Genomic DNA, 10,769 nt, shown 5'->3' on the forward strand with positions numbered 1-10,769 from the left:
CTCTCGTCGGGCGTATCAATTGAGGACGAGAAAGCGGTAGTTCAGCGCCGCGGCGAAGACGACCCACAGCAGATAGGGCACCACAAGCAGTCCCGCCGTCCGCTCGACGCGGCCGAACGCGACCGCGGTCGGCACCGCCAGCGCGAGGAGCCCGACGATGACAGCCAGCGCCAGCGCGAGGTTCTGCGCCCGGAAGAAGACGGGCGTCCAGGCGACGTTGAACGCCATCTGCGCCCCGAACAGACCGAGGGCGAGGCCCCGACCGGTGTGGTCCGTCTGCCACACGAGATACAGCGCGACGCCCAGCAGCGTGAAAAGCAGCGGCCAGACGACGCCAAAGAGCCACGGCGGCGGGTAGATGGCGGGCTTTGCAAGCGACTGGAACCACTCTGAGCCGGGGCCACCGAGCGCGGCTGGGGCGCTCCCGACGAGGTTGATGAGGACGACCGCAGCGACGACGCCCGGAAGGTCGCCCCTATCGAGTGACGTGGAAGGGGTCATACAGGTCCGTCGGAGCGCTCCCGGGAATAACTACGCCAGGCTGTCGTCACTCGAGCGGTTCGGCGGCGTCGCGCTCGACGAGCGGGTCCGCGTTGTCGGCCGGCAGCGTCACCACGTCGTCAGCCGAGAGGTCGTAGGACCGCTGGTCGACACCGAAAATCTCGCCGACGTCGTCGGTGATGCGGACGGTCTTGCGGTCCACGTCCGTGCCGGGGGACCCGGATTCCGGCTCGGCCGCCCCGTCGCCGTTCTCGACCGCCGAGCGTGCTTCCTCGGCGGGTCGGTCCGGAGACGGGGCGTCCACGTCGGTCGTCACGGTCGGTTCGTCCCCCGACGCGTCGGGGTCTGGTGCGGTGTCGGGCTCCACGCCGGAGCCGTCGCCACCGCCCATGATGTCGGCGGCGTCGACGGCCGGTTCGCTCCTGTCCGGCGATGTCGACGTGTCCTCGGCGGGCGAGCCGTCGCCGCTGGGTGGGGCGTCTGCCACGGGGTCAACGTCGGGCGACGGCGTGGCATCTCCCCGGTCTGTCGGTTCCGCAGCGTCCGAGGCCGACGCGTCGCCGACGGCACCGGTCGGCGCCTCGCCCGCGACCACGTCGAGGACGTGCCGGCGGTTCCCCTCGATGGCCTCGACCATCGTCTCGAAGAGCTCCCGTTCCTCCTGTGTGAGCCCGCCGTCCTCGGTCGGCATGTCCGCGGCCGCCAGCGACGCCATCTTGACGATCTTCCCGACCCGGCGCTCGTAGATGGCTTCGACGGTCTGTTCGGCCGTCTTGATGTCGTCGGTGAGGCGGTTGACCTCCGGGGAGTCAAACGGGTCCTCGGCCCGCTCGGCGGCCCGGTCCCGTTCCTCGCGCAGCTGGGCGACGAACTGGCCGGCCTCCTCGTAAAACGTCGCGCGCAACTGCTGGAGCTGGTCGGTCTGGCGCTCGCGGGACTGGACCGACTGGAGTTCGTCGAGTTTCATTCCTGTGCCTTCCGCGCACGTCCGCGTGCCATGAGGAACACGCCCACGTGCTCTGGTACTGTCTGATGACCCGCCTCCACTGTAAAGCTATCCCCGTCGTAGGCCTCGGTGTCCAGCTCGACCAGCCCGCCCTCTGTCACTTCGACGGCTATCTCGTGGCCGATGAAGGTCTCGGGGATGGCGTCGGACAGGGGGTCAAACGCCGCAAGCTCCCCCCGTTCCAGGCGCCGGACTTCGAGCCCGCTCCCGCCGTGGAGCGAGCCGGGCAGCCTGATGAGCCGGTTGGTGTCGGTCGTCACCGGCTCGTCTATCGGGGCGTTGTCCGCGGCGACGACCTCTTGGGCGAGTAGCCGGGCGATCTGGTAGACCGCGGAGTGGACGTCGATGTTGCCCGCCTCTAGCTGGTCGTAGTTCGTCCGGGCTGCGTTCAGCGCGGCCGTGGCCTTCCCCTCGCCGATGCGGTCGTACCGTTGCAGCGCCTCGACGGCGTCTTCCTGGTCCATCGCTAGCCACTCGTCGAACTGCGAGAGGACGTGTCGGTGCGCGCGTGCGCCCCAGCCGCCGTCAGTCGGCAGGGTCCGTTTGTCGGCCGGGCTGGAGCGGCCCGACGTGCCCGCGACCGTCTCGACCTCGACCAGCTCGTCGAACTCCAGTCCAATGCCCCGAACGTAGTCGACAATCTCCCGGCGTCCGTCCCGTTCGAGCCCGCGGATTCGCTCGTCGCGGACGTGGACGTGATACCCCCGCCCGCCCGAGAAGACCACCGTCGTCTCCTCGAAGCCGAAGTCGTCGTCGAGGAAGTTGAGCAGGCGCATCAGCGCCGCCTTGCACTTTTCGAGCATCTCCGCGTAGCTGTCCTCGCCCAGCACGACCGACGGGAGGTGGTCGGCGTCTAGGTCAAAGACCAGGTCCGAGTTTCGCCACCCCTTCTCGCCCATCGTCGAGGCGCTCGGGTCGTCGTAGCGCCCCGCCGAGAAGTAGACGTGACGGGGCTTCTTCCGACCCAGGAAGTCCTCGATGTCGCCGAGGTCCAGCAGCGACCGGTGGCGGACCATCGTCTCACCGGGGCCCTCCGTCCACGGGATGAAGCCCCACTCGCGTTCGTTCGCGGCCGGCGGCGGCGTTATCGACGACCGTCTGTAGTGGTCGCCAAAGCGACCGCGCAGGTACTCGCGGGTCCGCTCGTCCATCGGACAGTCGTTGGACAGAGCGGTTCAAAAGGGTTCCCGTCTCGGGACCGGGACCGGTGGGTCTGTCGCTGGGAACGCAGGACAGCTATCGTGACACACCGACCGCACTCCCTCGCGCGGTCGGGTGGGCGTTGACTGCCCACCGTCCGCTGGTGGCTCCGGCCCAGACAGCAGGCGCTCGCAGGCTTCCGTATCGGCCGCTCCCGTCGGAGAGCTGTGACACCTACCCTCGGAGGAGATTCGAGAGCTTCTCCGTGATCGAGTCGTCGCCGAGTTTCAGATAGAAGGCGTCGCCGCCGTCCTCGTAGTAGTTGTCGATGCGTCGCCTGATCTCGAAGCCGATGTGCTGGTAGAAGTGCAGTGCCTCTTCGTTGGTCGCACGGGCGTGGCAGGTGACAGAGCCGTAGTCCTCGCTGACGCGGGCGACGAGGCGCTTGCCGAAGCCGTGGCCCCGGTAGTCGGCGTCGACGGCGAGAAAGAGGATGTACCCGTCCCGTCGGACAGCGGCAAAGCCTACGAGCGCATCGGTCGCGCGGTCGATGTAGAGGTAGACCGTCGACCGGCGGTAGGCACTCCGGAAGAAGCCACGCCGCTGGCGGAGCACGTCCTCGGAGCGGCGGATGTCCTCCTTGAGCTGCCATGCTGTGTCGACGTAGTCGTCGCTGCCCCGGTCGACGACCCGTGTCTCGATGTTGACGCTCACTGGTGAGTAGATATGACTGGCGTAACCATAATTCCACCGCCCGCTGTGTCGCCGGGGCGCTTTTGGGACTCGCAATCGTCTACGCTCCCATGGCGGATATGCGTGGGACGGACCACATCCCGACATCGTCGGTCAGAGCGACTGCTAGGCAGGCCCTCCTGACCGGGTTCGCGTTGACGATTCCGGTGTTCGTGACGCTGCTGGTCATCGGCTTCGTCGTGAACGCCCTGTCGAACGTGCTGGACCCGGTCGTCACCTTCGCTTTCCAGCTGAGCGGCTCCCGGCTCGAAGCGTCCGAGACGCCGGCCGCCCTTGTGAAACTGATCGCTGTGGTCGTCCTCCTCGTCAGTGTCTTCTGTATCGGCCTCGTCGCGGAGCGACGCTCCGGTCAGGGCCGCATCGAGTCCGTGTTCGACGCCACGATGGAGCGCATCCCGGGGGTGGGCTCTCTCTACACCAGCTTCGACGAGATGAGCAAGATGCTGCTGGACAGCGACACCCAGAGCTTCCAGGAGGTCGTGCTGGTCGAACACCCCACGCCGGAGTCTTATACCGTCGCGTTCGTCACTGCGAGCACGCCCGATGCGATAGAGCACGCGACGGGCAACGACGAGATGGTGACGGTGTTCATCCCGATGGCGCCGAACCCGGTGATGGGCGGTCACGTCGTCCACCTCCCGACCAGCAAGGTCCACGACGTGGATATGACGGTCGAAGAGGGGTTGCGCTCTATCGTCACCAGCGGGGTGGCCATCGGCGATACCGACGACCCGGCGGTCGTCGGCTCCGGTCCTCCGGGCGCCGAGTAGACCTACCCGCCCCGGAGCCAGTATCACCTCGACGCCGGGGCCGGTACCGACGAGCGCCCGGCACGACCGCGAGACGGCGTACTCCGCCGACACCCCCGGGGAGGAACAGGGTTAGGTAGCTGCCGCCCTTGTTGTAGAGATATGTCTTTCAGACCAGTGACCGGAGTGGTAATCGCCGCCCTGGCCTCGGTCGTCGGTCGGCCGGTACGAGCCCACGTCGACTACGTGACCGACCCGGAGGCCGAGACGATGGACGCCGTGGCCTTCCTCGTCGACGTGCTGGCGGACCCGTTCAACGCGGCGGTGTTTCTCGTCAGCGGGCTCGCGATTACTGTCGGTATCGGGGCCTACCTCTGGGTCAGGCCGACCGTCACCGACATCGTCGTCCTGCGAGAGAAGCTGGCGAGCTACGGCGACCTCGTCCCGTGGATGCTCAGACTCGCCGTCGGCCTGCCCCTCATCGGGGCCGGCTTCGAGGGGTATCTGTTCGCCCCGACCGTGACGTTCAACGTCGGTGCGAACCCGCTGCTCCGTGTCCTCTTTATCGGTCTCGGCTTTTTCATCCTGTTCGGGCTGGCGACCCGCATCGCCGCGACGGTCGGGCTGGTGACCTACGCCTGGGCGTTCGTGACCGAACCCAGCGTGGTCCTCGCCGTCGAGTACGTCCCCATCTTCCTGGCGCTGTTCGTCCTCGGCGGCGGGCGACCCAGCGCCGACGACATGCTGCTAGAGGTCGCGAGTACCGACGGAAGCATCTACGGTCGAATCGACCCGGTCCACCTCCTCAAGGCATATCTTGACAGCCGGACCCGACCGCTACGGCTGTACGTTCCGGTTATCCTCCGTGTCGGCATGGGGGCCTCCTTCATCTATCTTGGACTCATCCAGAAGCTGGCCCAGCCAAGCAGCGGGCTGGCCGTCATCGAGAAGTACGACCTCACCGCGGTCGTCCCCGTCGACCCGGGGCTGTGGGTCGTCGGCGCCGGCGTCTCGGAAATCGCCGTCGGCGTGGCGCTCATCGCGGGCTTTTTCACCCGCGGCGCGGCCGCTACCTCGTTTGTCCTGTTTACGGTGACGCTCTTTGGCCTGCCGGACGACCCGGTGCTTGCCCACGTCGCGCTGTTCGGTATGGCCTCGGCCGTGTTCACGCTCGGCGCCGGACCGCTCTCTTTCGACCGCTGGTTTGGCCGCCCGGCGGTCGGAGAGGACGAGTCCGTCATCCCGGCCGACTGAGCTTCCGGGTCAGGCGCCTTGCCACCGGTCGAGTTCCGTCCGGTTGCCGCTCTCGTTGTAGTAGACGGTGACGGTATCCCTGGAGCCCACGCGCCGTCCGTAGGCGTTGCCCTCGCCGAGCTGGGCGATATCGCCCTGCTCGACCATCTCGGTCCGGTTCCTGCCAGCCAGCTGTGACCAGTTCGCTTTCGCCTCTCCCCGGGGGCCCTCGAACTCCAGCCGACCGGCCTGTATCGCGTCGCCGCGGCTGTGTGTTACCAGCAAGAGCCCGTTCTCCTCCGAGTAATCGTACGTGAAGTTCGCCTGCGGGACCCCGCTCCCGCTGTCGTCGCTGACGACCAGGACGTTGAGACCGACAACCGCCGTCACGACGACTGTCATTCCCACGAGCAGTCCGATGCCGATGGACTCTGACATCGCGCGGTCTCCGTCGGCGGTACGCGGTCCCATCGATACCCACTCGTGTGTACACGACCATAAGGCTGTTCGGCTGATGCCACTCAGCCCGCCGCTCCCGAACTGGGACCGGGCGCGGCGGGCGTCGACCGCCGGGTCGAAGTCCCCGTTGGTCAGTCTCCGCGCGTGACGACCACGTCGGTGTCGGCGAACGCGTCGGCGAGTTCGCCCGGCAGCGGCTGGTCGGTGACAAACAGGTCGACCGCCGACGGCTCGGCGACCGTCACGAAGCTGCGCTCGCCGAACTTCGAGTTGTCGGCCACCAGCACGACGCGCCTGGCGTTTGCCACCATCGCCCGCTTGACGGCCGCCTCGTCCTCGTCGGGGGTCGACAGCCCCGTGTCGGCCGTGACGCCGTTGGTCCCGAGAAAGAGGATGTCGAAGTGGCGCTGGTCGAGAAAGTCCTCGGCGGCCGGGCCGACGCAGGCGTGACTGCGCGACCGGACGGTCCCGCCGGTCAGCTTCACGTCGACGTCGGTGTCGGCAAGCTCCAGGGCAATCTCGGGCATGTTCGACACGCCGACGTAGCCGTCGTCCGGTGCGGCTCGTGCCACCTCCATCGTGGTCGTCCCGGCGTCGAAACACACGACGTGGCCGTCGCGTATCTCCTCGCTCGCGCGGGCCGCGATAGCCTCTTTCGCTTCGAGCCGGTCGACCTCTCGTTTGTCATAAGAGCGCTCGCGGCCCACCGACGAGACGGGGACCGCGCCGCCGTGGGAGCGCTCGATGCGCCCCTCCGACTCCAGGTCCTGGAGGTCGCGGCGGATCGTCGCTTTCGAGAACTCGAGTTCCTCGGCCAGCGTCGCGACCGAGCACCCGTCCTGTTCGGTCACCAGCTGGACGATAGTGCGTTTGCGCTCGGCGGGGAGCATCTACGCGGACGTGCGGTCCCGTCAGACTTAGCAGTTCCGCCGGGTTCTGTTTGTTTCTGCACGAACGCCGCGGACGGCCGTCTCCCGGGCCGTTACAGCTCGTCTACGATAGCTTCGGTGACCGCCTCGGTACCGGCGTCCCCGCCCAGGTCGGGCGTTTTCGGGCCGGATTCGAGCACGGCTTCGACGGCGGCCCGCACCCGGTCGCCCTCCTCGTCGTAGCCCAGGTGGTCGAGCAACATCGCGGCCGAGAGGACCATCGCCGAGGGGTTCGCGATGCCCTCGCCGGCGATGTCCGGGGCCGACCCGTGGACCGGCTCGAACAGGGCGTTGTCCTCGCCGACGTTGGCCGAGGGCAGGAGGCCGAGGCCGCCGACGAGCCCGGCGGCGAGGTCCGAGAGCACGTCGCCGGCCAGGTTCGGGCAGATGATGACGTCGTACTCCTCGGGCGTCATGACCAGGTGCATCGCCAGCGCGTCCATCAGTGCGGTGTCGTAGTCGACGCCCCGGCTGTCGCCGACGGTGCTGGCCGCCTCGAGGAACAGGCCGTCCGTCTCGCGCATGACGTTTGCCTTGTGGGCGATGGTCACGTCGTCGTAGTCGTTCTGTCTCGCGTAGTCGAACCCGAACTCGGCGATTTTCTCGGAGGCGTCCTTGGTGATGACGCGGGTCAGCGTCCGTATGCCGTCGGTTATCTCGCTCTCGATGCCCGAGTAGACGCCCTCGGTGTTCTCCCGGATGAAGACGATGTCCGTGTCGGGCTGGACGGCGTCGAGGCCGGGGTACGAGCGGGCGGGCCGGACGTTGGCAAAGGCGCCGACGACCTCCCGGAGCGGGAGGATGACGTCGGCGGCCGTCTCGCCGGCCGCGCCAAACAGCGTCGCGTCGGCGTCGGCCGCGATGTCGCGTGTCTCCTGGGGGAGTGCCTCACCCGTCTCTTCGAGGACGGCGTCGCCCGCGTCGGCCTCGACGAAGTCGAAGTCGACCGTCTCTATCGCTTCGAGCACGTCGACCGCGGCGGGCGTGACCTCCTGCCCGATGCCGTCGCCGGGGATGACTGCGATCTCGTGTGTCATGTCCGTCGTGAGGCGGGGGGCCGGTGAAAATCGTTCGGTTCGTCGTGGGTTATCCCGCTCTCGCCAGCGCCACGCCGATGTCGTGCTCGATGAAGAGGACGACGGCAAGCGCCCCCAGTCCCGCGGCCGCGGGGTCGACACCGCCCAGCCCGAGCGCCGCGAGCAGCCCGCCGAACCGCGCGCCCTCGAAGGCGAGCAGGAGCCACACCGTCGCACCGACGGCTTCGACGGCGCTGCACCCGACAGTCCCGAGGTCGACGACCGACTCGAAAGGGCCGACTCCGCGCAAGACGTTGTCCTCGACGGTGTGGTGGGGGACAAGTAACACAGCAAACAGGCCCCCGGCGACGAGGATACCGTCGACTCCGCCCAGTCGCTGTGCGACGCCGAGCCACAGAACCCACAGCAGCGCCTCGGAGACGGCCGTTCCGATAATCTGTCGCCCGGGAAGCGCCGCGAGCGAGAGCCCGTTTACCGTCACGTCGGTGAGAGCGTGTTCGAGTACCAGACCGAGACAGAGGACCCCGAACCCGACGGCGGAGGCGGCCGAGATGAGCGGCTCGCCCCGGGCGAGTGTCAGCCAGAGCCCGAGTGCGAGCGTCTGGACCAGCGTGAACCCGACCATCAGGAGCGTCTGCCCGGTCACGCGGACGCCCGCGAGCGACGAGCGTCCGCCGGAGTCGATAGTGGCCATATCGCGCCCTGCCGGGCCGGTGGGGGATAGTTACGGTCCGCTTATACGCCCTTTGGGGCCCTACGTGTCGGTAGCCCGCCGAAAAGACGGCCGCGTCAGTCGTCCGACTCGACGTACGGCAGCCCAGCGACCGTCCGCTCGACCTTGCTCATGTTCGAGTACATCAGCTGGGTCGTGTCCCAGATGCCCTCGACGAGGGCCTCCTGCATCGCGTCGTCGATGTCCACGTCGACGGTGGTGTCGCCGTAGGTCACCGTCTCCGCCTCGACGTCGATCTCGATGTCGCCGTCGGGGTTTGCCTCGATCCACTCCTGGATCTCGGTTACGGTCTCGTAGTCCGTCGTCGCCGCCGGGATGCCAAGCGACTTGCAGTTGTCCGCGAAGATCTCCGCGAAGGACTCGCCGATGACGCCGTCGATACCCCAGCGCATCATGGCCTGGGGAGCGTGTTCGCGGGAGGAGCCACAGCCGAAGTTCTTGTTCGTGACGGCGATATTGGCCCCCTCGTAGACGTTCAGCGGGTGGTCGTTGAACTCGCCGTCGTCGTCCCGCCGGGCGTCATAGAAGAGGTAGTCCGCCATGTTGTCGAACGTGACCTCCTTCATGAACCGCGCCGGCAGAATCTGGTCCGTGTCGATGTCGTCGCCCGGTATGGGGACGCCGGCCCCCGACACGTCCGTGATGTGCTGGTCGTCGTCGGCCATCAGTCAGCCACCTCCGAGACGTCGTCGGCGGTAACCGCGTCAGCCTGCCCGTCGTCGAAGTAGCTTCGCACGTCGGTGACCTCGCCCTCGACGGCCGCGGCTGCGACCATCGCCGGGGACATCAGGACGGTGCGGCCGTCCTTGCTCCCCTGTCGGCCGATGAAGTTCCGGTTCGAGGAGGAGGCACAGACCTCGTCGCCCTCCAGGGCGTCGTCGTTCATCGCCAGACACATCGAACAGCCGGCCCGTCGCCACTGGAAGCCGGCGTCGATGAAGACCTCGTCGAGCCCGCGGGCCTCACACTGCTCGCGGACCGTCTCGGAGCCCGGGACCGCGAGCGCGCGGACGTCCTCGTCGACGGTGTTGCCTTCCAGAATCTCCGCGGCGACCTCGAAGTCGCTCACGCGGCCGTTCGTACAGGTGCCCAGGAAGGCGACGTCGACGTCGTAGCCCAGCATCGACTCGCCCGGGGACAGCTCCATGTGGTCCAGGGCCTGCTGTGCGGCCTCCTGCTCGGAGCGGCCCTCGAAGTCCTCGGGGCTCGGAATCGGCTCCGAGACCTCGACGACCTGCCCGGGGTTGATACCCCAGGTGACGAGCGGGTCCAGCCCGTCGACGTCGATGGTGACCTCGTCGTCGTAGACGGCGTCCTCGCCCGAGGAGATGGTCTCCCAGTACTCCTTCAGTTCCTCGTACTCCTCGCCCTCGGGGACGTACTCCCGGCCCTCCAGGTAGTCGTAGGTCGTCTGGTCGGGGTTGATGTAGCCCGCGCGGGCGCCGCCCTCGATGGACATGTTACAGACCGCCAGCCGGCCCTCCATGTCGAGTTCCTCGATGGCGGGGCCGCCGTACTCGTAGACGTGGCCGACGCCGCCGTCGACGCCCAGGTCCTTGATTATCTTGAGGATGATGTCTTTCGCATAGACGCCCTCGCCGAGGCTCCCCTCGACGTTGATGCGTCGGACCTTCTGTTTCTCGGCCGCGATACAGCCCGTCGCCAGCACGTCCCGAATCTGGGAGGTACCGATGCCGACGCCGATGGAGCCGAAGGCGCCGTGGGTGGCAGTGTGGGAGTCACCGCAGGCGACCGTCATCCCGGGCTGGGACAGGCCCAGTTCCGGCGCGACGACGTGGGTGATGCCCTGCTTGCCCGACTCGAAGCCAAAGAAGGTGATCCCGTTCTCGGAGACGTTTCGCTCCAGCGCAGAGAGCATCTCCTCGGACTGCTGGTCGGCCAGCGGCCGCTCCCGTTTCTCTGCCTCCGTGGGCGCGATGTGGTCGGTCGTCGCGAAGGTGCGGTCGGGGTAGGCGACGTCGATGTCGCGCTCCCGGAGCATACCGAAGGCCTGCGGGCTCGTCACCTCGTGGACGAGGTGCAGGCCGATGAACAGCTGGTCCTGTCCGTTGGGTAGTTCCGCGACTTTGTGCTTGTCCCATACCGTGTCGTACAGTGTGTTTTCGCTCATACAGTCTCGCCAGTTCCGTCCGCTGTGACCGCCCGCCCGCTGGCGACGGCGGTGTCGGTCGCGTCGTTCGTGTGTGGCCGCGTACAGTTTGTGCCGCA

At 67.6% G+C, this 10,769-nt stretch carries 12 protein-coding genes; 2 read left to right on the plus strand and 10 right to left on the minus strand.

Annotated elements, in window-relative coordinates:
- Window positions 1–15: 15 nt before the first annotated feature.
- From VJ162_RS02805 to VJ162_RS02820, 4 genes are all read right to left on the minus strand, one after another.
- Entirely contained in the window at window positions 16–501 is a 486-nt protein-coding gene (locus tag VJ162_RS02805; RefSeq protein WP_324662240.1) for a TspO/MBR family protein, read from the minus strand.
- 46 nt (window positions 502–547) lie between these two features.
- A complete protein-coding gene (locus VJ162_RS02810) occupies window positions 548–1,468 on the minus strand; it encodes a hypothetical protein (protein WP_324662241.1) in 921 nt (306 codons plus the stop codon).
- On the minus strand, window positions 1,465–2,658 hold the full coding sequence (gene priS, locus VJ162_RS02815; RefSeq protein WP_324662242.1) for a DNA primase small subunit PriS: 1,194 nt from the start codon (window positions 2,656–2,658) through the stop codon (window positions 1,465–1,467). Before priS ends, VJ162_RS02810 begins: the two co-directional genes overlap by 4 nt.
- Before the next feature lie 223 nt (window positions 2,659–2,881).
- Window positions 2,882–3,361 carry a GNAT family N-acetyltransferase gene (locus tag VJ162_RS02820; RefSeq protein ID WP_324662244.1) on the minus strand — a complete coding sequence of 160 codons (480 nt, stop codon included), beginning with the start codon at window positions 3,359–3,361 and terminating at the stop codon, window positions 2,882–2,884.
- An 89-nt stretch (window positions 3,362–3,450) separates the two neighbouring features.
- Here VJ162_RS02820 and VJ162_RS02825 point away from each other — a divergent pair, with 89 nt between their 5' ends.
- The gene (locus VJ162_RS02825; RefSeq protein WP_324662245.1) at window positions 3,451–4,170 is read left to right on the plus strand and encodes a DUF502 domain-containing protein; all 720 of its coding nucleotides are present in this window, start codon (window positions 3,451–3,453) and stop codon (window positions 4,168–4,170) included.
- Window positions 4,171–4,311: 141 nt separating this feature from the next.
- Entirely contained in the window at window positions 4,312–5,403 is a 1,092-nt protein-coding gene (locus VJ162_RS02830) for a DoxX family protein (protein ID WP_324662246.1), read from the plus strand.
- Between the two features lie 9 nt (window positions 5,404–5,412).
- Here VJ162_RS02830 and VJ162_RS02835 read toward each other — a convergent pair whose 3' ends face one another.
- The 6 genes from VJ162_RS02835 to leuC form a co-directional block, all read right to left on the minus strand.
- Complete coding sequence (locus VJ162_RS02835; protein WP_324662247.1) at window positions 5,413–5,820, minus strand: type IV pilin N-terminal domain-containing protein; 408 nt, start codon at window positions 5,818–5,820, stop codon at window positions 5,413–5,415.
- 152 nt (window positions 5,821–5,972) lie between these two features.
- Complete coding sequence (glpR, locus tag VJ162_RS02840) at window positions 5,973–6,731, minus strand: HTH-type transcriptional regulator GlpR (RefSeq protein WP_324662248.1); 759 nt, start codon at window positions 6,729–6,731, stop codon at window positions 5,973–5,975.
- A gap of 92 nt (window positions 6,732–6,823) precedes the next feature.
- Window positions 6,824–7,807: an isocitrate/isopropylmalate dehydrogenase family protein gene (locus tag VJ162_RS02845; RefSeq protein WP_324662249.1), complete on the minus strand. Its 984-nt coding sequence runs from the start codon at window positions 7,805–7,807 to the stop codon at window positions 6,824–6,826.
- Between the two features lie 49 nt (window positions 7,808–7,856).
- Window positions 7,857–8,501, minus strand: a complete 645-nt coding sequence (locus VJ162_RS02850; protein WP_324662250.1) for a hypothetical protein — start codon at window positions 8,499–8,501, stop codon at window positions 7,857–7,859.
- 95 nt (window positions 8,502–8,596) lie between these two features.
- A complete protein-coding gene (leuD, locus tag VJ162_RS02855; protein WP_324662251.1) occupies window positions 8,597–9,205 on the minus strand; it encodes a 3-isopropylmalate dehydratase small subunit in 609 nt (202 codons plus the stop codon).
- Window positions 9,205–10,671, minus strand: a complete 1,467-nt coding sequence (gene leuC / locus VJ162_RS02860; protein WP_324662252.1) for a 3-isopropylmalate dehydratase large subunit — start codon at window positions 10,669–10,671, stop codon at window positions 9,205–9,207. Before leuC ends, leuD begins: the two co-directional genes overlap by 1 nt.
- Window positions 10,672–10,769: the final 98 nt, after the last annotated feature.

The sequence above is a fragment of the Haloarcula sediminis genome (genome assembly GCF_035656455.1).
Lineage (GTDB): Archaea > Halobacteriota > Halobacteria > Halobacteriales > Haloarculaceae > Haloarcula > Haloarcula sediminis.

Coding starts and splice junctions, on each gene's coding strand:
- VJ162_RS02805 (WP_324662240.1), bottom strand. CDS start 501: ATGACCCCTTCCACGTCACTCGATAGGGGCGACCTTCCGGGCGTCGTC.
- VJ162_RS02810 (WP_324662241.1), bottom strand. CDS start 1,468: ATGAAACTCGACGAACTCCAGTCGGTCCAGTCCCGCGAGCGCCAGACC.
- priS (WP_324662242.1), bottom strand. CDS start 2,658: ATGGACGAGCGGACCCGCGAGTACCTGCGCGGTCGCTTTGGCGACCAC.
- VJ162_RS02825 (WP_324662245.1), top strand. CDS start 3,451: ATGGCGGATATGCGTGGGACGGACCACATCCCGACATCGTCGGTCAGA.
- VJ162_RS02830 (WP_324662246.1), top strand. CDS start 4,312: ATGTCTTTCAGACCAGTGACCGGAGTGGTAATCGCCGCCCTGGCCTCG.
- VJ162_RS02835 (WP_324662247.1), bottom strand. CDS start 5,820: ATGTCAGAGTCCATCGGCATCGGACTGCTCGTGGGAATGACAGTCGTC.
- glpR (WP_324662248.1), bottom strand. CDS start 6,731: ATGCTCCCCGCCGAGCGCAAACGCACTATCGTCCAGCTGGTGACCGAA.
- VJ162_RS02845 (WP_324662249.1), bottom strand. CDS start 7,807: ATGACACACGAGATCGCAGTCATCCCCGGCGACGGCATCGGGCAGGAG.
- VJ162_RS02850 (WP_324662250.1), bottom strand. CDS start 8,501: ATGGCCACTATCGACTCCGGCGGACGCTCGTCGCTCGCGGGCGTCCGC.
- leuD (WP_324662251.1), bottom strand. CDS start 9,205: ATGGCCGACGACGACCAGCACATCACGGACGTGTCGGGGGCCGGCGTC.
- leuC (WP_324662252.1), bottom strand. CDS start 10,671: ATGAGCGAAAACACACTGTACGACACGGTATGGGACAAGCACAAAGTC.